Origin of the sequence: Fontibacillus phaseoli, assembly GCF_003337355.1 — a bacterium.
Classification (GTDB): Bacteria; Bacillota; Bacilli; order Paenibacillales; family Paenibacillaceae; genus Fontibacillus; species Fontibacillus phaseoli.
Genome location: NZ_QPJW01000002.1, coordinates 106,789 through 132,639, shown reverse-complemented (window position 1 = coordinate 132,639; position 25,851 = coordinate 106,789). Strand labels below are relative to the sequence as shown.

Below are 25,851 nucleotides of genomic sequence, written 5' to 3'. Positions count from 1 at the left end.
GGTTGAAATTATCGCATAAAATGGATACAATAAAACATGGACTGTCAAAATATTTTCATAGAACATGAATATCCTAATGGGATTATATCACGAATAATTACGAATGTCAATAGGTTATTCATATAGAAGGATGAACGTAAAAAGTCAGCATATCAAGAGGAGCGATCAATGTGAGCGGTACGGACAATGCATGGCAGGAAGAACAGCAACGTGTGGAAGTTGTGGCAGACCGGATTGACGACAATATCACGCGGTTGGAGATCGAGGTTGGTCATATTCGCGAAGATGTCGTGACGATGCGGAAGGAATTTTGGGATGAGGTTACCGTCAACTTCGCTGAAGCGGATGACCTTGGAGAAACATCAACCAGCTTGCGTCAGCAATCTCAAGTGCTCTCGGAAAGGGAGAAGAGCCATCAGCATGCATCGGCCGCATTAGGCAAAATGAAACGGCTGAAGCAGTCGCCGTACTTCGGGCGGATCGACTTTGCCGAGAAAGGGTATGGCGAGGAATCGATTTATCTCGGGATTGCCTCGCTTCTGAATGAAGGGGAAGACTCCTTTCTCGTGTATGACTGGCGGGCACCGATTTCGAATCTGTATTACGACAGTGTCCCCGGCCCTGCCGCATACGAGACGCCTTCGGGGACGATTGAGGGCGAAATGTCGCTGAAACGACAGTTTGTTATTCGTGGGCGCGAGATCAAGGTGATGTTCGATACCGGTGTTACGATCGGCGACGAACTGCTTCAGCAGGTGCTTAGCCGGAGCTCGGACGCCCAGATGAAAAGCATCGTAGCCACCATCCAGCGTGAACAAAACCGGATTATTCGCAATGACAAAAGCCGTATGCTGATCGTGCAGGGAGCGGCGGGAAGCGGCAAAACATCCGCCGCACTGCAACGGGTCGCTTATCTGCTCTACAAGCACCGCGACACGCTTCAGGCCGACCAGATGATTCTTTTTTCACCCAATCCGATGTTCAATAGCTATGTCTCAACGGTTCTTCCGGAACTCGGAGAAGAGAATATGCTGCAAACGACGTTCCAGGAATATTTGGAACACCGCTTGGGCCGGGAATACCAACTGGAGGACCCGTTCATTCAGATAGAATACGTACTATCCGGCGAAGAGGACGAGGCCTATGCCGCAAGGATCAACGGAATTCGTTACAAATCTTCGTCCGAGTTTCTGGATGCTTTTAATCGCTATAAGTTACTTCTTGAACGAAAAGAAATGAAGTTCAAGCCGATCCGCTTTCAGGGAAAGGAAATTATCGGGGCGGATGAGATCAAGCGGGCGTTTTACGCCTACGATCCCGCCATTACTTTGGCCAACCGCTGTGAATTGCTGAAGGAATGGCTGCTGAAGGAACTTGCGGCCTTTGGCAAGAACGAGATTCATGAACCTTGGGTGGAGGAGCAGATTCAATTGCTGGATACCGAGGATTATCAGCGGGCTTATCAACGCATGCGCCGGAACCAGAAGGGCCGGAGTGAACTGTTCAGCGACTATGAAGAAGAAAAGATCATCCTTGCCAAAAAGGTCGTTAGTGATCGGCTTAAACCGCTTCGACGCTGGATCAAATCGTTGCGCTTTGTGGATGTGACGAAACTGTACAGCCAACTCTTTCAGCAGAGGGAACTGATGAAGGAAGTCGGCGGGGGAGAACTGCCGGAGGATTGGGATGCCATTTGCAGCCAGACTTTGCAAAAAATCAGGGACGGGGAATTGTTTTATGAAGATGCCACCCCGTTCCTGTATTTAAAAGAACTTATTTTGGGCTTCCGATCCAATACCGCCATCCGTCACGTCATTATCGACGAGGCTCAGGATTATTCGCCGTTTCAGCTGTATTTCCTCAAACTCCTGTTTCCGCGCGCCCGCATGACTGCGCTCGGCGACCTGAACCAGGCGATCTACGCGCATGCTTCGGTGTTGCAACAGTCGACGACCCTGAGCGATCTGTATGGGGAATCCGAGAGCGAATTGATCACGCTGGTGCAAAGCTACCGCTCGACCCGTGAAATCGTCGAGTTTACGCGGGGCATGGTTCCGGGCGGGGAAGCCATCGTTCCGTTCAACCGGGAAGGCGAGAAGCCGGAGGTTCAAATCATTGATGATCGCGATGACCTGCATCGCCGGATTCGTCAGCACATCTCGGCTTTGCGGAAGGAAGGGTACGACATGATCGCCGTCATTTGCAAAACCGCCGCCGAGAGCCTCGAGGCTTACGAAGCGTTATCTTCCGATCTGCCAGTGAAGCTAATCAAGAAGACGACGCTGTCTTTTGAAAAAGGAATCCATATCATCCCGGCTTATCTCGCCAAAGGGGTGGAGTTCGATGCCGTTCTGATTTACGACGGATCGGACCGCAAGTATACGCGCGAGACGGAGCGGAAACTCTTTTATACGGCATGTACAAGAGCTATGCATTTGCTCCACCTGTATTCCATTGGCGAACCGAGCAGGTTTATCCGTGAGGCGGGCAAAGCGGCATACGTCCAAATATGACCGGGCATACGCACGGTATAAATTATTGCTAATTAACCAAACTACCCTTTATGGAATCATTTATCGACTCCGAAGGGTGGCTGCAAGATGGACAACAAAAAGGGGGATTTGGCTGCGCTTGCATCTATCCCGCTCATCATGACGCTGGGCAATTCCATGCTGATTCCGATATTGCCGCAGATTTCACGTGAACTGGGCGTATCCTCTCTTCAGGTAAGCATGCTCATTACGGTTTACGCGGTCGTCGCTATTTTGCTAATTCCGGTCGCCGGCTATCTCTCGGACAAGTGGGGCCGGAAAAAAATTATTATCCCCAGCTTGATCATCGCCGCCGCCGGAGGCGGCATATCCGGTGCGGCTTCCTGGTTTGCCGACGGTCTGACCGTCTATTGGATCATTATCGCCGGGAGGCTGCTGCAGGGGATTGGGGCTGCTGGAGCATTTCCGATCGTTCTTCCGCTGGTGGGGGATATGTTTGATGATGACGATGAAGTGAGCCACAGTCTGGGAATTATCGAAACCTCAAATACGTTCGGCAAAGTGCTGAGTCCGATTTTAGGCGCTCTACTTGGAGCGTGGATCTGGTATGTACCGTTTCTTGCAATCCCTGTGTTATGCTTGATTTCGCTGGTGCTCGTCGTTTTTTTGGTCAAAGAGCCGGAGCGAAAAATCGAAGCTAAGCCCTTGAAGGAGTTCATGCAGTCCATAAAGCAAGTGTTTGCGGAAAAAGGACGCTGGTTGTACGCGATTTTTGCCATCGGCGGTATTTGCATGTTTTTGCTGTTTAGCGTGCTGTTTTATTTGTCGAATCAGTTGGAGGAAAAGCATGGACTCGACGGTGTGCTGAAAGGGCTGGTGCTGGCTATTCCCTTGGCTGCGCTCTGTCTTGCGTCTTATTTAACCGGGAAGAAAATCGGTAAAAATAAAAAGCTGATGAAATGGTGCGGGGTGATCGGCTTGGTTCTCGCCACCGGAGCTCTATTCGGCATCAGTTTATTTAACAATATTTATTTTGTGATCGGATGTCTGATCATTTGCGGGGTCGGAATCGGTATCGTTCTGCCCAGCTCGGACGCCCTGATCACCGAAGGTATCGAGAAAGAACTGCGCGGTACGATTACATCCATTTACAGCAGCATGAGGTTCATCGGAGTATCACTCGGCCCGCCGGTAATTTCTCTGCTGGTAGGGGGAGGACATATGTGGATGTTTATAGTCATCGGCGCTGTGTCGCTTGTGGCTGTAATCCTGATTTTGGTGATGGTTAAACCTGAATCGGGTGAAGGGAAGAACGACAAATCCAAGATGCCGCGGCCGGTCCACCAAAGCTAATGCTTCTTCATCAGGTAGTGATTTTTATCCTAGCTTGTACGCTGGATTCCCTTCTATAATAGACCAAATTATTACTCTTTTGTATTGGGGAGGAAATCCGCGAGTGAAGAAAAAGCATTTTGGAATATGGTGGCTATGCGGTATAGCCGTAGTTCTGATCGGCATTTTGCTCGTCATTAACTTGAGTGGTCAGGGGAATAAAGCGGAAAGTTATCCCGATTTGGAAAAGGTGGATGCCGGAGCGGTCCCCGACGGGTTTGACGAAGAAAATCAGCCTTACTTGGGGAATCCTGAAGCCCCGGTGAAGATTGTGGAGTTCTCGGATTACAAATGTCCGGCGTGCAAACAATGGAAAGATCAGGTGCTGACCGAATTGAAAAGAGAATATCTGGATGCGGGGAAAGCGGCGTTCTACTATGTTGACATGCCTTTCCTGGCCCCGGATTCCACGCTTGCCGCACTTGCGGGAGAAACGCTGTATCAGCAGAATCACGATTTCTTTTGGCCTTATTTCGATCTAATGATGGAGCAGCAGGGCAAGAAAGACGATGCATGGGCAAACAAGGGCTTCATCATGAAGCTGGTAAAAGACAACATTCCTGACGTTGACTTGAAACGCTTTGAACGGGAATTGGATGAGGAGATTTATATCGCAAATGTGAAAAGGGATTTTTTGATCGCGGAAAATCACAAAGTTGACGGGACACCGACTGTTTTTGTCAACGGACAAAACGTGGAGGATATATCTTTCGAAGGCATCAAAGCGGCGATCGATAATCTATAAAAAAGGAACAGCGCATTCATGCAGCCCGGGAAGGGTTCAGCCAGGATGCGCTGTTCTTTTTTTATTGTATTTTTGGTATGATATTAGCTGATTATGTAGTCAAACGGACTTTCTTTGTTACATAAGGTACTTGCCGGCCGGTTCGTTCAGTACTCACTCCAGCATCATAAGCATGTCATCCGTTCGTTCCATCCGGGACCGGATAATTTAGTTTTGACTTGATTTGATTTACGGTTCTCATGAATCACCTCTTGAACAAAGTGGCAGCGGAGGAAACGCTGTATTTATGATTATAACAACTGGTGTATTGGACGACAAAAAGACATCCGGCAAGCAGCCGCGCCATTTAACTTGTAGAGAAATATGCAACTATTTTTAGGAGGCGTATACGTATGAATGCAAAACAAGCGGCGGGTTACCGCGCAGCCGAATTGGTCCGGGACGGCATGATTGTTGGTCTCGGGACAGGCTCCACGGCTTATTACGCGATTGAGAAGATTGGACAACGGGTGGCTGAAGGTCTGCAGATCCGTGCGATTGCCACTTCAAACGCTTCCGAAGAACTTGCGGAGAGTTACGGGATTCCGTTAGTTCCGGCATCGGAAATTCATCGTCTGGATCTGGCGATTGACGGAGCGGACGAAGTCGATCCGGGGATGGCTCTAATTAAAGGCGGCGGCGGTGCCCTTCTGCGGGAAAAGCTGGTGGCAATGCATAGCGACCGTTTTATTGTCATTGCGGACAGCGGGAAGATGGTTTCTCAATTGGGCCAGTTTAAGCTGCCGATCGAAGTCGTTCCTTTCTCCTATGAGTGGACGCTCGGACAACTGCAAAGAAGGTACGACGTCGACTTTGAAATGCGTACCCGGGACGGCGAACTGTACGTGACGGATAACGGAAATTATATCGTTGACGCCGCCTTCGGCAAAATTGAATCTCCGGCTCAATTAAGCCATGAATTAAAGATGATAACCGGCGTGGTCGACCACGGTTTGTTTGTTGACATCGCGGACATGGTCATTGTCGGGTATGATGACGGAGCCACTGAAGTCATCGAGAAAAAAGGCTAAGGGGGCTGTGCTTTGCTTATTCAAGTAACATCTTTTCCCGCCGATTCGAAAGTACGCGAATTAATGGAATATGCAGTCGGCTTCGATCCCGAGCGGGAAAAAGAGGCATGGAAGTTGTATGAATCCTCCAAAGATGCGGAATTGTTCGTCTATAAAGAAGAGGAGCAAGTGGTGGGGTTGATCGGCCTTAGTTTCGCTAATTCGGAACAGATGAATGTTTTGCACCTTGCCATCGATCCTGAAGACCGATTCAAAGGCTATGGCCGGGGCTTGATTGTGGAAGCTTTGCTCCTCAAAAGGCCGCGGCTCGTAACTGCGGTAACGGACGAAGAAGGGGCCGACTTTTTCCGGAATATCGGATTTACGGTAAACGGCTTTATCCCTTCCTCAGGCGGTGCGGAGCAATTCCGGTGCGTTTATAATGCTGGAGAAGATAACGAAAACTAAGGAATCGGAACATTTCGCAACAGCGTGATAATAATTCATGAAACACGAGCATAATTTAAATTAACGCATAATAACCCCTTGCCTAGACGGCAGGGGTTATTATTTTTCATTCTGTGCAATTGACAATTTCCTTTGGAATTTATATAGTTTTATTGTCAAACTGTTTTATTGTAGAACTAATTGGACAAGAGAGAAAGATGGGAGGATGGAATTGGAACAGGAATCCAAAGTGTTGATTGAGCGCTATATGGCAGCCTATTTTACGGTCACGAAAAGGATGAATGGAGAACTTCGCGAAGTGTTGCAGGATGACATGACGATGGACCAGTTTCAGATTATCGATTACATTGTGATGCAAGGTAAAGTTACTTCCACCGAACTTGCTGACACGTTTGCCGTAGGGAAGAGCTCGATTACCGCGATCATTACGAGACTGGCGGACAAGGGGATACTTGAGCGAACCCGTGACAATGACGACCGAAGAGTCGTTTATTTGTCTTTGACCGAACGGGGAATAGGCCATTACAAAAAGGCACAGGCCAAGATTATGGAGACGTTGTCTACATATTTAGTGCATTTTAATGCAGAAGAAGTGGAAGGTTTTCTCGGCGTTTTTGAAAAACTGGCATATTTGCTGGAAGAGGAGAGCGGGGAATCATGAAATTTATACTGAAGGCAAGATGGGCTGTCGTTGCGGTGTGGATCGCCGCAGCGGTGCTGTTGTTCCTCACGGCCCCATCGATGTCGGATCTGGTCCGCGAAAAGGGAGATATCGTCGTACCCGAAGGTTATTCGTCTTCTACGGCAGCGGCCATTTTGGCGGATATATCGGATGCGAAAGGCGGAGAGAAAGAAAGTCAAATCGCATTGGTGTTTCATTCCTCTAAAGGTTTAATCGGTGAAGATAAAAATGAGGTCGAACAGGCACTGAAGGCCCTTCGGGACCAGGAGGTGCAAATCGGCATCGTCTCGATCACGGATCCTTTCACTACGCCGGAGGCGGCGGATAAGATGATATCGAAAGATGGCAAGACCATCTTGACATCGTTGTCCGTAAAAATAGGAGACCGTCCTCTGCTAGACATTGAGAAGGATATCCACGGTGCGTTAGACCAATTGAAAGTGGAACATTATTTAACCGGACAAGAACAAATCAATGAAGACATGGTCGTCAGTTCGGAACAAGGACTGAAAAAATCGGAATATTTTACGGTCATTTTTATTTTATTAATCTTGTTTGTCGTGTTCCGTTCGGTCATTGCACCGTTTATCCCGCTTTTGACCGTAGGAATTAGTTACATCGTATCGCAATCAATCGTATCTTTCCTGGTGGATCGTATCGATTTCCCGATCTCGACCTATACGCAGATCTTTATGGTTGCGGTCATGTTCGGGATAGGAACGGACTATTGCATCTTGCTGATCAGCCGGTTTAAGGAAGAACTGCAGCATGGTGCGGATAAATGGGAAGCGATCATCCTGACGTACCGGAAGGCCGGAAAAACCGTGTTTTTCTCCGGTCTCGCCGTACTGGTAGGTTTTTCGGCGATCGGGTTTTCGCAATTCGTTCTCTACCGCTCCGCGGTGGCGGTCGCCGTCGGGATTGCAGTCATGCTGATTGCGCTCGTGACCATCGTACCGTTCTTCATGGCGGTATTGGGGACGAAGCTGTTCTGGCCTTTAAAAGGCTCTTTGGAACATAAGGAAAACCGGTTCTGGGGAGCTATCGGGACCTTCTCGCTGAAACGGCCGTGGGCTGCGCTGCTTATCGTGGCGGCAGTGACGGTACCGTTCCTGATCAGTTACAGCGGGAACGTATCATTTAACAGCATGGAAGAAATCGGTGATGAGTACGAATCCGTAAAGGCATACAATCTGATCTCGGAAAGTTTTGAGCCTGGAGAATCCCTGCCGACGCAAATCGTCCTTCAAAATGACGAGCCCATGGATAATGCCGGATACATGGCACTGGCCGAGAAAATCAGCCGCGAGGTAGTCGGTGTGGACGGAGTAGCCAGCGTACGAAGCATGAGCCGGCCGACAGGCGATGAGGTTAAAGATTTTGAACTGAACAGCCAGGTGAAAACGGTTGGCGAAGGGTTGGGCCAAGGAAATGAAGGGTTGGCCAAAATACAGGACGGACTTGCGGAAGCTAGCGCGTCGTTGACCGAAAATGAACCGAAACTGAAGGAGGCAGCTGCAAGCACAGGCCAACTGGCCGAAGGCACGGGGAAGCTGAAGGACGGAATTGTCCAACTGGAAACGGGCTTGTCCGCGATCGAAAAAGGGATCCAAGACGGCTCCGCCGGCGTGGGCGATTTGAAACAAGGACTCCGGCAAGTGAAGAAGAGCGCTAACGAGTTGGCCGATGCGCATGCGCAATTGCTGAAATCCTATCAGCAAATCGGTAGCGGATTGGGTCAATTCAGCGATGGCATCAGTCAAATCAGTACGCAACTGGATGCGGCGTCCCAAGGACTGTCGAGTCTCTCCTCGCGGTTTGCGACTTTGGAGAGCAAATACCCCGAATTGGCCACGGACCCGGATTACTTGACGATTGTCGGTACGGTTACCGAGACGGCCAAAGGGCTGCCGCAAATGTCTGCCGGTCTGGAACAGATGAAAAGCGAGTTCGGACGACTATCTGCGGGTTTGGGCCAGGCTAACCAGGGTTACGAAGCGGCCGCAAACGGAAGCAAGCAGCTGGCGGACGGACTGGATCAATTCATCGGCGGGTTGACCCGGCTTGAAACCGGTCTTGATCAAGCGGCGGCAGGCCAGGGCCAAATCGTCGGCAAGATCCCGGAAGTGGTGACCGGATTGGCACAAATTCAAAGCGGTCAGGAGCAAATCCAGAGCGGCTTCAGTCAATTCTCGGGGCAAATTTCCCAATTGACGGACGGCCTGAATCAAAGTGTGGACGGATTGGAACAAGTTTCCGGGGGGTTGGATACGGCCAAGGATTACTTGAATGAGGTCGGAGCTAGCGAGGGCGGCCTTGGGGGATGGTATGTACCTGAAGAAGCGATGGAGAACGAACAGATGACTCAGGTATTCGATATGTACCTGTCACCGGACCGCAAGGTGATGACCCTGGACGTGGTATTCTCCAGCAATCCTTACGGCAAAGAAGCGATTGACCGCATTGAACCGATCAGTACTGCGGTGGGAAAAGCAGTAAAAGGTACGGACCTGGAGAATGCAAAAATCGCAGTCGGCGGCGTTACCAGTACCTTTAACGACCTGAAGACCATCTCCGGTGAAGACTATACGCGGACCGTAGTACTTATGCTGGCGGGCATTTTCATTATTCTCGTCCTGTTGTTGCGTTCATTGGTGATGCCGATCTATCTGATCGGTTCCCTGGTACTGACCTTTTATGCCTCGATGGGCTTTACCGAATGGGTGTTTGTCGACATCTTCCATTATTCCGGAGTCAGTTGGGCGACGCCGTTCTTCGGGTTTGTCATCCTTGTAGCGCTAGGTGTCGATTACAGCATCTTCCTTATGGACCGGTTTAATGAAAATAAAGAATGGAATATTGGTGAAGCGATTCTGCATTCGATGCGGAACATGGGGACGGTTATCCTGTCTGCCGCAGTGATTCTGGGTGGAACAATGGCCTCCATGTATCCTTCGGGCGTGCTTTCCATGCTGCAGATCGCTACGGTAGTTTTGACCGGGCTGGCGCTTTACGCCGTGGTCGTGCTCCCGTTCCTGATTCCTGTCATGGTAAAAATATTCGGACAGTTTAATTGGTGGCCTTTCCACCGTCGGAGTGCCGAGTAAAGACAATATTAAAAGAACCGCGGGCTCCTTCTCTCTAGGATAGGAGCCCAGCGGTTCTCTTTATGCTTTCCTACAACGTAAGGGACTTCAAATAGCTTCGCAGTGCCCATTTCCGTTCATGTCGTTTTTTATATTTTGGCAAGCTGCGATAAATGGTTTTCGATTCATCCAAGGCTTGCTTCGCCTCTTCCTTTCGGCCTAACGAATGATAAAGACTGCCGAGGAGGTAACACGCTTCACTGGAAGAAGACTGAATTTCCCCGAATTTAGCAGCATAGGTGAGCGCTTTTTCCGGATTATTCTCCCGGAAAGCCATCGCCAGATGCAAATAGGGCTGACCGTATTTAACGCGTTCATTCAGACTTAAGGCATGCAAAATTTGCTGTTCGCCTTCTTCCAGACGGCCCAAGCCGATTAACGCGGTGCCGAGATCGTCCCAAAATTCCGCCGAAGACTCGGAGTAAGGTTTCACCTGTTCCAGAAGATCGTAAGCCTCCTTGAATCGCTTCTTCTCCAGAAGCAATCTGGCGAGTTCTCGTTTGGAAGAAACGTCAAAATGGTTTAGGTTCAACTGCTGGCGAAGTTTCGAGATGGCACGGTATCGTTTAAAAGGTTTGGAAATGCTGGGGAAAACACCGACAAAGCGCCGATCGATGAAATAAACGATAATAAGCAGAATAAGAATGGCAATTAACGGGTTCCCGGTCAGCCATGACAAAAAAATGAAAAACATCAGCTTGCTCATAGTTTCCTGTGTTCCTCCACCCATTTAATGATTTCCAATTATACCACAGATGGAGTACTTGTTCAGGAATAATAGTTCTAGTTCATTTTGGGTATTAATTAAGGAGTATAACTGCTCGGGAAAGAAGAAAGCCGCCACATGGATCGGGCGGCTTCCGCATATTTTCAGTATTCTTGCATTATTGAAAGCCCCGAATAGGAACTCCCGGTTGATTTTGTGACAATTGCGATCCCGAGGCGTTCATGGTGCTTGTCGAATAGCCGCCGGACTGGCCGAAATTTCCTTGGCCCATGCTGCCTTGGCCAAAACCTGACTGGCCGAAGCTTTGGCCGCCTGCCGAGCGGAGGCCGATTCCTGCGGAGGTTCTGAAATCTGCGTTTCCAAAGCTGTTGGATCCGGCATTTTGTTCAATTTGTCCAGCCAGTTGAATAATATGCTGGTAAGCCTGCATTGCTGTTTGATGACCTTGTAAGGCCATTTGGATCGTCTGGGCAGCCTTACGTTCTTTTTCGGCCAACTGCTCAAGTTGGACTGCGTTTTGCTGTTCTTGCTCAAGCATTTGCTGATACATCGTTGTAGCCTGACGGGTTTGTTGTTCCAGGTGCCTAATTTGTTGCTCGATCTCCCGGATTTGTGATGAAATAGGGGTATACATGGAATATGATCCTCCTCGTTGCGATATTTTGGGTATTGGAAACCACGTTTAGCGTGCCCGGACCTGATAAGGATATGCATTTAAAACTAAGGAAAAGATGGTGAGCCAAAGATGTATAAATTGGTATTAGTGAGACATGGAGAGAGCGAGTGGAATAAATCCAATTTGTTTACCGGCTGGAGTGATGTCGATTTGTCCGAGAAAGGGGTGCATGAGGCTAAAGAGGCCGGCATTTTGCTTAAAGAGGAGAAGTTTGTCTTCGACGTGGCTTATACTTCTTACCTGAAGCGGGCCATCAAAACGCTTTATTACATCCTTGATGCGATGAACCTGCTATGGATACCGTGTCATAAAACCTGGCAACTCAACGAGCGGCATTACGGAGCTCTGCAAGGATTGAGTAAACTGACCACAGCACAAAAATATGGGGAAGAGCAGGTCCACTTATGGCGCAGAAGTTATGATGTTCTTCCGCCGGCCCTAACCAAGGATGATGAGCGTTATCCCCGGAATGATGCGAAATACAGGGATGTGCCGGATCGGTTCATTCCCTTGACGGAAAGCCTGAAGGAAACCATCGTCAGAGTGGAGGATTATTGGGAACGGGAAATAAAGCCGCAAATTCTTGGCGGAAAGAAAGTGATCATTGCGGCGCATGGTAACAGTTTAAGAGCATTGATAAAATATTTGGACAATTTAAGCGCCGAAGAGATTATCGATCTCAACATTCCAACCGGTACGCCGCTCGTTTATACGCTGGACGATCAGTTGAAGCCGTTGGAAAAATATTATCTTGGAAGCGAAAGAAGGATCGAACATAAGATTGAAAAAGTTGCTGACCCGGACAAAATTATGGAGTGAGGGCGGATTAAGGGCAGGATGTCCAGGCCGTTCTGAATTTATTTTCATATATTGAAACGGAGGTGATGAGATGAACAGGACTGAATTTATCGCTAAAATAGCCCCTGACGCAATCAGAGATTGGCTCCGGACCGGTGTTCCGGCTTCCTTGACCATCGCCCAGGCCGCTTTGGAATCCAATTGGGGAGCCAGCGGGCTCGCACAGCAGGCCAATAATTTGTTCGGAATAAAAGGCAGCGGCCCGGCGGGAAGCGCAATGATGCCGACGACAGAATACAGGAACGGAAAACCGATAAAAATCAATGCAGCCTTCCGGAAATACCGCTCTTGGGGAGAATCCGTTGCGGATCACACTCGCCTGCTGCAAAACAAGCGCTATGCCAACGTGCTTAATCGGACAGGCAGGCAAGCGGCCTATGCCGTTTCGGCGGCGGGATATGCAACGGACCCCGATTATCCTGCCAAGCTGATCTCATTGATGGATAAGTATAATTTGTACGAATACGATATCAAGGAAGGGGATGAGCCAATGACCGCCGAGGAGAAAAAGCAGCTCGAAGCATTGCAGGAGACCGTCCATAAACAGGCTGAGAGGATTGCCGGACTGGAGCAAAGGGCAAGCACCCGGTTGCCCGATTGGGCAAAAGAAGCCGTCGAAGCAGCGGTGAATTACGACAAGAAGAATCCGCTGATCAAGAATCCCGAAACGGGGAGTTTCGATTTTTACAGGCTGATCACAATTATGTACCGTCGCGGACTTTTCGATAAGAAGAGTGCAGGATGAAACAATGACGTACGGATGTAAATATAAAAATTAAATTTGAATTTGAAAGTTATTAAACCCCGCTTGTAATATCGGGGTTTTGTTGTGAAATGACGATTTTTTAATTTAAAGGTTACGTTTTTGTAAATTATTTATATACATTTTTTTGGAAAGAGCTTATACTGGAAGTATCCTGATAATGTAAAAAGCCAAAAAAACTCCCTCTTTCTGACTCAAACGATGCTTTAGAAAGGAGTGTGTTTGATGGAGCCGATGGAGCTTATTAAAGAACGATACAAAGCGCTGGAAGAGCGAATCCGCCTGTTTATTCTCGTTCATTCCGACATTGAATACGTCCAGGGATCATCGGAATGTGTTGAGGGCGGAGCCTTCGCATGGACCGAGCTTTCCGCTGAATCCAAATGCATCCAATCCGAACTTTATCACGAATATATGTCTCTGATCAAGCAAGCCAAGAAGCATCTGAAAAAGATAGGCAGTTCCTATTTGGATACTTTTGAACGCAGTTGTTCTGAAGTAAAATCCTATTTAAAACAGGATAATCTTTTATGGGGGCCATGCCTCCAGGACATATTTAACAACGTGAAAAAGGAACTCGACCTCCAACGCGGCTTGATCGCCCAGCCGGTTTTAATTTAAGGGCGGCCAACAGGTTGAATAGTAAGCTAATTTTAAGCATCGAAATTGCACATCTCGAACAACGAAAAGCCGAAAGCAGTTGAAAACAGCACAATCTGATCGCTTCCAACCCTCGATCCGCAAGCAACACCATATTGCCGCAAACCACTAAAACCGCAAAGTAGCAAACTACAACCGCCAATCCAGGATTGGCGGTTTTTTATCGATGTTTTAATGGGCCGCTAGGCATAGGGAGGCTTCTGCTCTGTGGAGCCGCGCCCATAAAACGAGATTAACTGGAAAATCTGCAGTTATTTTTCGTCCAGTCGGCATATATAGCAAACTAACTGGAAAATCTCCATTAAATTTCGGGCTGTCAACGCTCATTCGAGGAAAACCGTCCAATTAGCTGTGGGTTTTCCAGTTAATAATTTGAAAAGTAAATTATTGGACAAATTAGCTGTAGAAAATACATTAATCAGGGACAAAGGGTAGATATTTTAACAAAAAAAATTACTGAACATGTATTTCCGATTTGATATCATTTTGACTTAAAAATTTCATTAAATCATTACTCAGCTGCACAATCTCATTGTTAGCATTATTCGCATAATCCGGCAACATCATATCCCTAACCATTTTAGTTCGTAACCATGTCATAAAGAAAAGATCCAAAAATAAGTTTGGAAATTTAAGCACCATTTTAAGCAATGGTGGATCAATTGAAACGCCAGCTTTTTGTATTGCCCTTAGATACGCTTTTAAAGTAACTGTTATTTTGCGTGCCGTCTTTCTGGTTCTGGCTGTTTTTTTGTCAATTATCTTATTCTCAGCATGCAAAAAGCTCATCATGGCAATGTCTGATACGGAATGTGTGATTAGATACGCTTGCATATCCTTTTTAATAACGTAGGGAAGCTTTGCTGTTTTAAATAATTTTGCGAGGTTTTCTATGCGTTCTGTCACTACACCATTAATTTCTCCAAATGCAGTTGCGACTAAAATCTTTGGTAGAAATCGAGCATGCAATACTCCCTCTTTAATCTGTCCGCCGAAGCCGGGAAAAGCTGGTAAAAGTCTATCCCCTACGATATCCAGCCACGAAGAAAATCCAATTGAATTACTAGTCATCGTAACTATATTTTTGCTTTGATTCTCTTTTAGCGCTAACAACGCTGATTCGGACCGATCATAACGAACGGTAACGAAAATAAAATCGTATACATCGTCATTTTCGAGCGTATCAATGACATTTACTTGTATCGATCTAACTGTACCTTTTTCTTTATATTGCAGGCCATTTTCTCTTAATGATTTAAATCTATTAGAATGTGCAAACAGGCTAACGTCAAACCCTGCTTCAATAAGCTTAATTGCGTACATGCTCCCGATGACACCTGCACCAAAAATTAAAATTCTATCTTGTTTTGCTGACATTAAAACCACCCCTACTTATTAACATTTCCTTTTGACTATCAGACAACATGTTGTATGATGTGATTATAAATCTTGATTATTCCTTGATCAACCATCAGTTTTTTATTATTTGTCGGATGATATTCTTATTCGCTAGTAGGAGGGAAACATGAAAAAGCAACCCCAAATAACGGAGAAAACAAGACAAAAGTTTGTAGAAGTTTTTTGTGAGTTATATAGCCAAAAGCCGATTGAGAAAATTTCGGTTCAGGAAATTGCGAATAAGTCAGGATATAACCGCAGCACCTTTTATCAATACTTTACTGACATTTACGAATTGTTAGACGCTGTTGAAAATGACTTATTGAATGACATAAAAAAAGAATTGGCGAATAAAGAGCTGTCGATGCATACGGTTCAAGATACGCTCTATTGTCTGGACAAAAGAGAACATCTCCTGGTTCTTAATGCCCTTTTGGGTGATTATGGAAGTACCCGTTTTTTAAAACGCTTAAAAAAAGAAATCACTTTGGATCAATTAGAATTAAACGTTCCGCAAAACCATTCCTTAACGCCATACTTAATTGAGTTTTACCTGACAACTTCCCTTTCTTTATTTCGTCTTTGGCTCCAGCGTCAAAAGGATTTATCGTCAGAAGAATTTTTCAAGTTAGTGGAGAACCTATATTCAAGAGGGATTACGCCCTATTTTAAAAAATGAGTCTGTCATTCAAACCAAATCCATATGTTGTTTAACTAAAAAGCGCGCATAAGCTTGTTAGGAAGTATATTTTAGAGCTGGGGGAAATTTGGAGATGTCTATAAATAAGAAATTACTTTGGTTTTGTATATTTATTTTAATGATTACAATGATATCTTGTAGTAATAAACAACTAGAAAGTAGTATACAATCGGATCGGATACCGATGGTAATGATTGAAAATTACCTTTATCTTGATACCGGTGAGCATTTGTCCATTGATATAGATGATACCTCTTTAATTGGCACAATCACATCAGAAGTATCTGATTCTGAAATTCCAGTAAAAAATAATCAAAGTAATTTTGGGCATGTTGGGGCCCAATATGCTTCTCATGAGAGGGGAATCGTTGTTATGATCGATAATGAATGGAGATTATTTCGTAAAGAAAAATTAACTCTAGAAAAAGTGCTAGAATTATCTCATAAAGGACAAGAACTTTCATGGAATGATTTTAAAAGTTATGATAGTACGGAAATAGGCAGTGGACTCTATATCTTGCGGTATGAGATAGATGAAAGCTATTACCTTCTTATTGGAGGAAACAATCCAAGGAAAAAGCCTGCATATATTAGATTGGTAAAAGCCGATAATTCAGAAAAGTATATAGACATCAGAGAAAATAATGTAGAGGAGTTTATTTCAAAGTAAATAATTTATGATTCACGTACAATTATGAATTATCAAAAACTATCTGTTAGCAGGCTCATCAAGAACTTGAGCCTGCTATTTTTATTTGATTTAATTGAATGTATACTCTGTTTTGTAATTTATTTACAGAATTTCTTTGAAACCCGTAAATAGGAGGAACCCTCAAAGTATCCAAAATACTGTAGTGATTTTGGTATTTTGGAATATGAGAGCGGCGTCTCCACAGAATGATGCATTTTGTTTAAAGATGCAGGATTATCTAAAGGAGGGGATGCTGAATACTAATAAGGAATCGTCATAGGTAAGAATGTGGATTGTTACGCCTCGATGATACAACTTGAAATGCAATATGATGATGTAGCTCCGGATAATTTTAGCTACAGCAGAAGTATAACTTCAGATGGAGCTGCAGTGGTAGAACCTGAGGCTACCGCAAAGAGTGATTTATTCACAACATTGACGGCAAAGAATTTGATATTAGAAGAAATGTAGCACCGGATAATTATCAAGCCCGTAAAAGCATAGGCTTAGATAAAACTGCTGATCAGGCTGTTGGTCAAGCTCCTGCGGCAGACACTAAAACTACTAAGTATAAATCTCTGCTTGCTTCGATGCCTACAGGCGGTGGTGAATATCCTTATAACCCTACCTATTGGAATGATTCAGCTAATGTCTTTAGAGCAAACTGTTATGGGTATATTTTGAACAGAATTGCAAATGACACAAGTGATCCGTTAGCTGGTTATATGTTTCAACCAGGGTGAGTTCAAGTTATAGCGAAACGCCAGGTTCAAATGAATGCACTTGTTATAGCGCTAGGCACTGATTATCACTGGTATAGACAGGATTCTGATGGCGGTTGGTCACATAAACCCGGATTAACTGGTATTGACTATCGAGATGCATCTGGCAATTTTATCTCTGATCCACAGACGTGTGACCGGAACTTATTCTTATGCTAATTATAGCACTTGGGGCGGTTATTATATTGTTTCCAAGTAGTTGGTAAATTAACCGGGTTGCCAAGTGTTTTAGAATAGTTCTCAAATGTTGGGAGACGAGCTAGTTAGCTTGTCTCCCGTATTTTAAATTAGGAAAGAGTAAGGAAAAATGATTAACGTTACCGTAGCAACTGTATTAATCAATAAATTAGAGAGCATTATGTTAATGTTAATAAGCGGAAAGGGCGCTTGGGCAGTTGCCCCAAAAATTACAATTGCTACAGACTGGTATATACAACTCCACGTTTCGGAGTGCCCCAAAAAATAAATCTCACCCTACTTGTGATACGCTTCACCGCGCTGACTATAACGGCTAGTTTAAAGGGCACCTCCAATAGGTGCCCTTTAAATATATTGCTTTCTAAAGCAGATAATCCAACTAATCATGCGGCTATATGGTTGCGGAGATAACACTACAGTTTGCTTATTTTCTTCATCAGCACATAGCACCAACCTTTTGCTTACCTGCTTAATCTGTTTTGACTGGCTTGGAGGTCATTATCTGTGAAGGAGCGGTGTCAGGATGTTATCAGATGTAGTAAAGCACCTAAAGCATGGGGCAGGTGGTTTTTATTGATTATAACTTCCGTACTGGCCTGATATACTTCAAAAACCGCTCTGGATCGTGATAAACGTAAATGATTCTCCCAGAGGAAGTATCAAAGCAGTAACCAGTGTCTGCAAAATCAAAAGTTGCCATTGCCCTTTCCATCTTTTCCTCTACTCTACGATTTTCCTGCTCATAATTGAATGGCCCATGTTCAAAAACAATATACTCAACTTCGGGAACATCAATCATAAGCATTTGTGGTGGTACTTCACCTTTATAATCAAAAGGAAGACGTACACCAAAACACTCTGTACGTGGAATACCCCAATCGCAGAGTCTGCCATCCCGGTCATTAATGTAAGCCATAATCTGACCGCTGCCGCCGTTAGACTCACTCCCGCCATCGTCATCCAATTTGCCCTTGATACTATCGAGTAAGCCGCAAATTGTTTCGCAGTCCTGTCCGGGAATAAGACTTTGCTTTTGCCAAAAATCCCAATACCCATTACTCTCATAATTTTTAATGTGCAAAAATTTGTGTGCGGGAATGGTTACAAAATAAATGTTAACATCATCTGCAGATTTGATCATACCCATTTCTCCAAATCCGAAAAAGTAGCGGTCGAAAGAGTTTATTTTTGTACGAAGGGCGACAGGCATAGGCTTTTTTCGGTATTCACTTGGAGTTACACCATATGTTCCCTTGAAAGCCCTGGTAAAAGCTTCATGTGATGAAAAACCATAATCAAAAGCAATATCCAAAATGCATCTTTCACTATCCCGAACCTCTTTTAGTGCAAAGGCTAATTTTCTATGCCGCAGATAATCCCTAAATTGCATACCCGATATTTCCTTAAATTTTCTCGTAGTATGAAATTCGGAATAACCTAACTTGCGAGAAAGAAATCGTAGCGTTATTGCTTCACTGTTACGATTCTTAATACACTCGTCAATTTCATTAACGATTATTTGGATTTGCTTGTGCCACTCGTACATTCGACTGTTCACCTCGTTTCAACCACTCTATAGTCATTGTAAAGTAATGGAAATTTCATTGCTTGATTCTACTTGCGGAAAAGAGAGGATATTTTTTTCCTTAACTCGCCTTTGGATAATATCAACGTTATCATTCAATGACAATTCAAACGTTTTGGTCCTACTTTTTCGGATTCTCATCATGAAGGTACCACTATTTCGTCTGTACCATATCAATTAAATTAGCCAAATCGTTAAGGAACACATGTTGAATCTCAGACACCTGAATCCTCATGTTTCAGTCTCCTTATTCCTCTAGGCAGCGCATATTTTATCTTCCGAATAAGCTTTTGAAATCTCTGTAAGCTTTTCATTGAAAACTTGCTACTACTTATGGTACTGCTCACCGCGCCGTCTGTAACGACAAGTTCTAAGGCCATCCCAACAAAGGATGGCCTTTTCTGAAGAACATGCCTTACTAAGCTAACGTTTTCGCACGTACAACAATGTTGAAAAGAGACTGCACCTTTTATTCTGATTCCATCCGCAATAATGTCAAGAGATCATCGAAAATTCCAGGTGTTGTGAATACGACCTCTTCACCATAGAGTTCATTAGGGATGCCATCAGGCACCACTTGCACATGGCAACTCAATGATCCCGCCTCCCGTGCAATCAAGCCTGCGGCGGCTACATCCCACGGTGCAAGACTTTCCGTATGCGCATCTAATTTTCCGGACGCCACATAACAAATGTCTACTGTTGGTGCGGCAAAACGCCTAATGTCACGACAGTTTCTTCTGAGTCGATTCACTCTTTCGATTGCTGGTTGCACTTTTGCTGAATCATGCGGAAAACCTGTGCCAATGACAGCATCCTGTAGCGAAGTACATTTACGAATTCGTAAACGCTCACCATTGCAATAGGAGCCTTCCCCTTTAATCCCAACATAAGTACAGTTCAAATCTGGCGCATATACTGCTCCTACCAGCACTACGCCATCAAGGGCAAAAGCCAATGAAACGCCGTAATGCGGCAGGTTCCGAGAAAAATTAACTGTTCCATCTAAGGGATCAATCACCCACACTGGACCGTCAAACTTGAAATTATCCCAGTTATGTACTCCATGTTCCTCCGAAAGAATTCGATGACCTTGAAATTTACCCATTATGGCTTCTTGAATGATTCTTTCCGATAACAAATCAGCGGATGTCACAAGTTCACCCGAATCCTTGTAATTCACTTCAATTTTTTCCCGACTGCGCAATTCGGAAATTCTGTCACCCGCTTTTGTTACAGCCTCTTCTGCAAACACCGCTAATTCTCGAAGGTCGAACTTCATTCCGTTCCCATTCCTCCTTAAAGTGCGTAATCTTATTGAGCATTTCTGCCCGTTAACCGCTTCAAGCAAACTTTCAGACATATATCATATTCGTGACCCAGTACCACATCCCTTTTTGAGGGGTTATTTTCATTTTCAGGAGGTATGTAGATTGAGAATCATCGAAACGAAGAAAGACATTGTCAATTTGCTTCGCGCTGAAGTGCCCCCTTCGGCGTTCCTCATCCATGTTGAGGACTACTTCAACCAACTTAGAACTGAACTGGAAGACGAAGCTGAAAATCAATTCAACTTTAGCGAGAACGGCTTCATCGTTTTGCTTGAAATGGGCGACAACGTCCGGGATCTTAAGAGCGCCGGACTTGCCGATGAGAGTGGCGGACTTCTGGGAAGTTACCCTGAATACTTCGAAACGCTGGACATGGGTGACTGCCAAGGGCGTACAAAATGGTGTTGATGTTCGACAACGATTACCTAGTGAGCTACCGGGGAATTGCTTGGGATCACCACTTGAGTTCGGCAACCATGACGAGGGCTTTCGTCTGTTCAAACGCTGGATTCAAGATCTGCTCAAGTCTTTCAAGCTGAACAAAATCATTGTGGGTATGGAACCCACAGGACATTACTGGCTGAGCCTGGCTCGTTGGCTTCTAGACCAAGGAATTGAGCGACCGCAAAGATGCGCTTGTTATCGCGGATATGGTTAAAAATGGCTATTATTCCCCCGTACGATTCACCCCGGAAGCTTACGAGGAACTGCGGATTCTCATGGCCAATCGGGACACGGTCTCCAAACGCCTTAACAGTGCCGTTAACCAGATTCATCGCTGGGTAATATTGCGTTCCCAGAACTTCGGCATGTCTTTAAAATCCTCACCTGTACGAGTAGCATTGCCACCTTATGGCTGTTTCCTCTACCGAAAGAGATTAGCCTACTAACGACAGAGCAAGTCATTGCCGGCTGGAAGAAATACGTAAAACGTCATGCCTACAAGTTGCACTTGGGTCAACTGCTCGAAGAATACGACTTGGCACAGCGCCAGCTTGAGCAGAATGAACATGAAGTACATCTCGTATTGGAGCGCATTCCTTATGCCAAGAAGATGCTTTCCATTCGAGGAGTAAATACGACAAGCTTGGCTAGTGTATTAGGGAAACCGGTGATCTAAGCGGTTATGCACACGGAAATGCTTTGCGTCGCCATGCGGATCTAAATTTGGCTGAGGCCAGCTCCGGGAAATGGCGTGGAAAGATGGTTCTCAGTAAGCGAGGCCACCCTCGTCTCCGGCGTTTCCTTTATCTCCTTATCATGTGCATGGTTATGACCAATCCGGATATTAGGGCCTTACACCACCACAATGTTGACGTAAAAAAGTTAAAGAAAATGAAATCCATTATGAAATTATGTGGTAAAGTGGCCCGTATGCTCGTCAGTCTTGCCAAAAGCAGCGAGGATTACAGCTCAGCTAAATTGTTTCTACAGGCAGCTTAAGCGCGTTATTTCACCAGTTGATGTATTCGCAGGACAGACAAGAAGCATGGAGTATCGGGAGACATTACGCAAAAGGGCTCACTTAACAAAAGTTGAAATCCTGCGAATTCATGAGCTAGCGTGAGGATACTGAATCATTTCGAGGGAGCTTAATGAAGCATCGTCAGTCTAAATACTTTATTTTTCAGTCTAGAACTTTATTTTCTCCTTACTGAGGTACAGCAAATCAGGACAGAAATGAAATAGAATACGGTACAAGGAACCAAACAAAAAAAGGACAAAAACTCTCGTAGAATAATGCGCTACAAGAGCTTTTGTCCGGGTGCCCCTCGCGGGACGCCCATCATGGGAGAGGAGAAACCGGACGAAGAGCTTATGGGGAAACGTAAGTCTTCTCCGCGGTTGTCTACGACATTTGTGATGTCGATAGTTCAAGTGTTGTCCGTTCCTTTCAGGTTTATACATCCGCAGCCCAAAATCTTGTGCGAATTCGATTTTTCAATCTTAGCGCGATTATGGTACGATATCGACAGGCATTTTAGCATAAAGGATGGGACTGGCATGAGAGTTATTTCGGGTAACGCCCGGGGGAGAACGCTGAAGGCGGTCCCCGGCATGGGGACCAGACCGACTACGGACAAGGTGAAGGAAGCGCTGTTTAGTATGATCGGGCCCTATTTTGACGGGGGAACCGTGCTTGATTTGTTTGCGGGCACCGGCGGTTTGGGCATCGAGGCGCTTAGCCGCGGAATGGACAGGGCGGTTTTCGTAGATCTGGAATATAAGAGTATAGAAGTTGTTCGATCCAATTTAAAAACGACCGGACTAGAGAATAAGGCCGAGGTATATAAGAATGATGCGGAAAGGGCCTTAAAAGCATTGGCTAAACGCGAAAGTGTGTTTGACCTGGTTTTTCTCGATCCGCCATACAGGTTAAAACACGGAGACAAGCTGATGCAAGCGATGGATCAACTGCATTTATTGAACCCGGGGGCAGCGCTAGTACTGGAGTATGAATCTACTTTTGCGTATCCCGCCAGTTTTGACCGATTTACAGAGATACGCAAAGCGCAGTATGGCGAAACTACCCTCTCTATTTACAGCTATGATCTTCACGAGACAAGTCCGGCAAAGGAACCGGGCAAGGAGGAGTAACATGGAACACCAGCTAAAAACGCCGCGAATCGCGGTATATCCGGGCAGCTTTGATCCGGTGACTAAAGGACATATGGACATCATTCAGCGGGCCTCCCGCCAGTTTGACAAACTGATTGTGGCGGTGCTGAACAACTTAAGCAAAAATCCGTTGTTTACTGTGGAAGAGCGCAAAGATTTGCTTAGATCGGTCACAAGTCATTTGCCGAATGTAGAAGTGGACAGCTTCCGAGACTTATTGGTGAATTATATGGATTACAAGCAAGCCCACGTTATCGTGAGAGGCATCCGGTCCGTCACGGATTTTGAATATGAACTTCAACTGGCTTCGACCAATCATAAATTAAACAGTGAAGTAGAAACCATTTTCATGATGACAAACCCGAAGTATTCTTACCTTAGCTCCAGCGTAGTAAAGGAAATAGCCAGTTTTCACGGGGATGTCGGGGATTTGGTTCCGGTCCAGGTGGAAAAGGCGATGAAGGCAAAGTTTGAAGTGTGAGGTTGTATGGAGTCCGGAGTGCTATCGCGAGCCTTTTTTTCTGAATCTAGTCAGGACGAATAGTCCGGCTATAAGCAGTAAGAGAAGCACCATTTGGAATTGGAACTGATTTGCGATCTGTTTCCAATCCGGAAGCGGAAGGAAAGTGAAGCCACGGGTTGTAGCGTCGATGGCAGTGACGGTGATGTCAGAATTTGCGGAAACGGGAAGTGCTTCAGGCAGCCAGCGTGAGAGAGGGCGCCACAACAAGAGCGTAATTACATAGGCATAAGCTCCATGAATCAGACGGTTGACGACAAAAAAGCGACTCCCGATTCCGGCTGGTTTCAGAATGGACCGAACTTGCAGAAACGCGCAAAATCCGCTCCAGCCAAGAACGGCTCCAAGAAGGGCGCTAACGATGGCGGGAGGCATACTCAGTTGGGCTACCGCATAAGTTCCCAGATGCACTTCCAGCAGCCCGGCTATGGAGAAGGATGGGATAAACCCGGGTAGCGCGGAAATCAGAACATGGATCACTACCGCAAAAATGAGCATATATCCGCCGACCGTCATTAGGGTTTGTACGCTTGAGCCGACGGCATCGCCGAGTAATTTTCCGAACCCGCGGCCGTCGGCTGCACGGGCCTCTTCCATCTGGTTAGCCGCCAGGCGAAGACGGGAGAGGGAGCGTGCAGGCAGTGGATTTCTTTGTTGTGTTTCGAGTTTGTGCCGTGAACGGATTCCCGAGGTTAGCAGGTGGAGCGTCATCCCAGCGGCGAGCCCTGAAATCCAGTGGACGGCAAGCAGCAAGAATCCCAATTCTTGAAGGCCCATATATCCGGTTCCGATGACGATGACGAGGAGCATCGGACTACTGAAGTGCGCGACGCTGGCCATCTTCTCCGCCTCTAGGGAAGATATTTTGCCTTGCTTGTACAAATTGGCCGCCGCAGTGGCGGAGGCAGGAAACCCGGCTGTAATTCCGAGCGGGAACACCCACCCGAAGGAGCCGGGCAAACCAAGCACTTTTCGCGTCAATGGCTCCAGCAGTACGCCAATTCCTTGGGCAAAACCGCTGGCCAATAAAATTTCTGACAGTACAAGGAAGGGCAGCAACGCCGGAAACACAATTCTCCACCAGATGGCGAGTCCTTGTCCAGAAGCTTGAAAAGCTTCGCCTGGTGCGTAGAAGATGCAAACCACGAGCAGAACGGCGGAAAGGCCGAACAGAAGGGTCGACGGCAGACTGCCGCCGGCGCGGCGTTCGCTTTGCAAAAGCTTCACCCTCTTCGATAGGTAATGAACGAATAGTACAAGATATGCAATGGATGCGGAGTACATGCCTTTTTTGGGTACGGATGTGCGGGCTGCTTGCTCTTATAAGGGGGAATGAAGTGATGCCCAGATCAAAATCGGTTGGCATCAAAGCGGGGTTGTATGTGATCTCGCTGGCTATCCTAGTTTATGTAGTTGTATATATGCCTACGCCCTATATGATTCACGCACCGGGGTCGGCCGAAGAGATCAAGCCTATGGTTAGCGTGGCTGCGGGGGATAAGGAGGAAAAGGGAACGTTCATGCTGACGACGGTATCCGTTAGCTATGCCAATATAGCGATGCTTATTACGACACAGTTCAAGAAGCATGCGGAAATCATCCGCAAGGAGCCTGACCGTAATGATGAAGAGTATGAGACCCAGCAGCGTTATTACATGAACAGTTCGCAGTCCAATGCGATCATGGCCGCGTACGCCCATGCTAAGGTCGAATATGCGGTCGTCCCGGAATACGTGTTTGTGGTCGGGTTTTCCAAAACCGTTACACCCAAAGGGGATTTTCATCCCGGGGATATTATAAAAAAAGTGAACGGCGAGCCGATTGGCAAATTTGAGATGTTAGCGGCTACCCTGAAAGGGAAATCCGCCGGGGATAAGGTCGCCGTAGAATTGGAACGCGGAGGTAAAGCCGTCGAGCAGCAGGTCGAGCTGGTGGAAATTGGCGATGAGAATGGAACGCTCAAGGCCGGCCTCGGCGTGAGCGTGGGCGAAGTAAGTAAAGTACAACCGAAACAGGCCGACAAAGAGGTTCATTTTGAAGATACCCGGATCGGCGGGCCGTCAGCAGGCTTGATGTTTACGCTTGAAATTTTTAACCAATTGACGCCTGGAGACCTTAGCAAGGGCTACCGTATTGCCGGAACCGGGACAATGTCCGAAGACGGCACCGTCGGACCGATTGGCGGCGTGCAATTTAAAATCGTGGCCTCGGAGCGGGAGGATGCGGATATATTTTTTGTACCGGAAGACAATTATAAAGAAGCCAAGGCTAAAGCGGACGAGATCGACAGCGACATGAAGCTGATTCCTGTCGAGCAAATGGACGATGCCCTGGATTATCTGGAGGAGCTGGCCCCTAAATCCTGATTA

Annotated in this window: 22 protein-coding genes and 1 pseudogene; 17 read left to right on the top strand and 6 right to left on the bottom strand. The window is 46.2% G+C overall.

Annotation, left to right across the window (positions count from 1 at the left end; all coding sequences use genetic code 11):
• Positions 1-170: 170 nt before the first annotated feature.
• The 7 genes from helD to DFP94_RS07970 all read left to right on the top strand — a co-directional run bounded on the left by helD (position 171) and on the right by DFP94_RS07970 (position 9,935).
• Positions 171-2,513 (top strand): RNA polymerase recycling motor HelD, encoded by a 2,343-nt coding sequence (gene helD, locus DFP94_RS08000; protein WP_114495953.1) that lies wholly within the window; start codon positions 171-173, stop codon positions 2,511-2,513.
• A gap of 87 nt (positions 2,514-2,600) precedes the next feature.
• On the top strand, positions 2,601-3,845 hold the full coding sequence (gene bcbE, locus DFP94_RS07995; RefSeq protein ID WP_114495952.1) for a bacillibactin exporter BcbE: 1,245 nt from the start codon (positions 2,601-2,603) through the stop codon (positions 3,843-3,845).
• Positions 3,846-3,948: 103 nt separating this feature from the next.
• The gene (locus tag DFP94_RS07990; RefSeq protein ID WP_181873065.1) at positions 3,949-4,629 is read left to right on the top strand and encodes a thioredoxin domain-containing protein; all 681 of its coding nucleotides are present in this window, start codon (positions 3,949-3,951) and stop codon (positions 4,627-4,629) included.
• Between the two features lie 392 nt (positions 4,630-5,021).
• Positions 5,022-5,699: a ribose-5-phosphate isomerase RpiA gene (gene rpiA / locus DFP94_RS07985; RefSeq protein WP_114495950.1), complete on the top strand. Its 678-nt coding sequence runs from the start codon at positions 5,022-5,024 to the stop codon at positions 5,697-5,699.
• A gap of 12 nt (positions 5,700-5,711) precedes the next feature.
• Complete coding sequence (locus DFP94_RS07980; RefSeq protein WP_114495949.1) at positions 5,712-6,146, top strand: GNAT family N-acetyltransferase; 435 nt, start codon at positions 5,712-5,714, stop codon at positions 6,144-6,146.
• 205 nt (positions 6,147-6,351) lie between these two features.
• The gene (locus DFP94_RS07975; protein WP_114495948.1) at positions 6,352-6,807 is read left to right on the top strand and encodes a MarR family winged helix-turn-helix transcriptional regulator; all 456 of its coding nucleotides are present in this window, start codon (positions 6,352-6,354) and stop codon (positions 6,805-6,807) included.
• Entirely contained in the window at positions 6,804-9,935 is a 3,132-nt protein-coding gene (locus tag DFP94_RS07970) for an MMPL family transporter (protein ID WP_114495947.1), read from the top strand. Before DFP94_RS07975 ends, DFP94_RS07970 begins: the two co-directional genes overlap by 4 nt.
• A 70-nt stretch (positions 9,936-10,005) precedes the next feature.
• Here the strand turns inward: DFP94_RS07970 and DFP94_RS07965 are convergent, their stop codons facing one another.
• Positions 10,006-10,680, bottom strand: coding sequence for a hypothetical protein (locus DFP94_RS07965; RefSeq protein ID WP_114495946.1), 675 nt, complete (start codon positions 10,678-10,680; stop codon positions 10,006-10,008).
• Between the two features lie 178 nt (positions 10,681-10,858).
• Positions 10,859-11,335, bottom strand: a complete 477-nt coding sequence (locus DFP94_RS25440; protein WP_181873064.1) for a hypothetical protein — start codon at positions 11,333-11,335, stop codon at positions 10,859-10,861.
• A 111-nt stretch (positions 11,336-11,446) separates the two neighbouring features.
• Here DFP94_RS25440 and gpmA point away from each other — a divergent pair, with 111 nt between their 5' ends.
• From gpmA to DFP94_RS07945, 3 genes are all read left to right on the top strand, one after another.
• A complete protein-coding gene (gene gpmA / locus DFP94_RS07955; protein ID WP_114495945.1) occupies positions 11,447-12,196 on the top strand; it encodes a 2,3-diphosphoglycerate-dependent phosphoglycerate mutase in 750 nt (249 codons plus the stop codon).
• Positions 12,197-12,266: 70 nt separating this feature from the next.
• The gene (locus tag DFP94_RS07950) at positions 12,267-12,980 is read left to right on the top strand and encodes a glycoside hydrolase family 73 protein (protein ID WP_114495944.1); all 714 of its coding nucleotides are present in this window, start codon (positions 12,267-12,269) and stop codon (positions 12,978-12,980) included.
• Positions 12,981-13,223: 243 nt separating this feature from the next.
• Complete coding sequence (locus DFP94_RS07945) at positions 13,224-13,619, top strand: hypothetical protein (protein ID WP_114495943.1); 396 nt, start codon at positions 13,224-13,226, stop codon at positions 13,617-13,619.
• Positions 13,620-14,111: 492 nt separating this feature from the next.
• On the opposite strand, the gene DFP94_RS07940 is transcribed toward DFP94_RS07945, so the two are convergent.
• On the bottom strand, positions 14,112-15,035 hold the full coding sequence (locus DFP94_RS07940; protein ID WP_114495942.1) for a ketopantoate reductase family protein: 924 nt from the start codon (positions 15,033-15,035) through the stop codon (positions 14,112-14,114).
• Between the two features lie 148 nt (positions 15,036-15,183).
• Between DFP94_RS07940 and DFP94_RS07935 the strand changes: the two genes are divergently transcribed.
• Together DFP94_RS07935 and DFP94_RS07930 are read left to right on the top strand one after the other, a co-directional pair.
• A complete protein-coding gene (locus DFP94_RS07935; protein WP_114495941.1) occupies positions 15,184-15,735 on the top strand; it encodes a TetR/AcrR family transcriptional regulator in 552 nt (183 codons plus the stop codon).
• 94 nt (positions 15,736-15,829) lie between these two features.
• Positions 15,830-16,426 carry a hypothetical protein gene (locus DFP94_RS07930; protein ID WP_114495940.1) on the top strand — a complete coding sequence of 199 codons (597 nt, stop codon included), beginning with the start codon at positions 15,830-15,832 and terminating at the stop codon, positions 16,424-16,426.
• A 1,578-nt stretch (positions 16,427-18,004) separates the two neighbouring features.
• On the opposite strand, the gene DFP94_RS07925 is transcribed toward DFP94_RS07930, so the two are convergent.
• Positions 18,005-18,973: a helix-turn-helix transcriptional regulator gene (locus tag DFP94_RS07925; protein ID WP_114495939.1), complete on the bottom strand. Its 969-nt coding sequence runs from the start codon at positions 18,971-18,973 to the stop codon at positions 18,005-18,007.
• 508 nt (positions 18,974-19,481) lie between these two features.
• Complete coding sequence (locus tag DFP94_RS07920; RefSeq protein ID WP_181873063.1) at positions 19,482-20,294, bottom strand: inositol monophosphatase family protein; 813 nt, start codon at positions 20,292-20,294, stop codon at positions 19,482-19,484.
• Between the two features lie 151 nt (positions 20,295-20,445).
• Here DFP94_RS07920 and DFP94_RS25265 point away from each other — a divergent pair, with 151 nt between their 5' ends.
• From DFP94_RS25265 to coaD, 4 genes and pseudogenes are all read left to right on the top strand, one after another.
• Positions 20,446-20,751: a hypothetical protein gene (locus DFP94_RS25265; protein WP_147273842.1), complete on the top strand. Its 306-nt coding sequence runs from the start codon at positions 20,446-20,448 to the stop codon at positions 20,749-20,751.
• Positions 20,663-21,786: pseudogene (locus DFP94_RS26475) on the top strand (IS110 family transposase). The gene DFP94_RS25265 and the pseudogene DFP94_RS26475 overlap by 89 nt, the downstream one beginning before the upstream one ends.
• A gap of 561 nt (positions 21,787-22,347) precedes the next feature.
• On the top strand, positions 22,348-22,941 hold the full coding sequence (rsmD, locus tag DFP94_RS07910) for a 16S rRNA (guanine(966)-N(2))-methyltransferase RsmD (protein WP_114496353.1): 594 nt from the start codon (positions 22,348-22,350) through the stop codon (positions 22,939-22,941).
• A gap of 1 nt (position 22,942) precedes the next feature.
• Positions 22,943-23,443, top strand: a complete 501-nt coding sequence (gene coaD, locus DFP94_RS07905) for a pantetheine-phosphate adenylyltransferase (protein WP_114495937.1) — start codon at positions 22,943-22,945, stop codon at positions 23,441-23,443.
• A gap of 21 nt (positions 23,444-23,464) precedes the next feature.
• Here coaD and DFP94_RS07900 read toward each other — a convergent pair whose 3' ends face one another.
• Positions 23,465-24,700 (bottom strand): nucleoside recognition domain-containing protein, encoded by a 1,236-nt coding sequence (locus tag DFP94_RS07900; protein ID WP_114495936.1) that lies wholly within the window; start codon positions 24,698-24,700, stop codon positions 23,465-23,467.
• Positions 24,701-24,822: 122 nt separating this feature from the next.
• On the opposite strand from DFP94_RS07900, the gene DFP94_RS07895 reads away from it, so the two are divergent.
• On the top strand, positions 24,823-25,848 hold the full coding sequence (locus tag DFP94_RS07895; protein ID WP_114495935.1) for a SepM family pheromone-processing serine protease: 1,026 nt from the start codon (positions 24,823-24,825) through the stop codon (positions 25,846-25,848).
• The last annotated feature ends 3 nt before the right edge of the window (positions 25,849-25,851 follow it).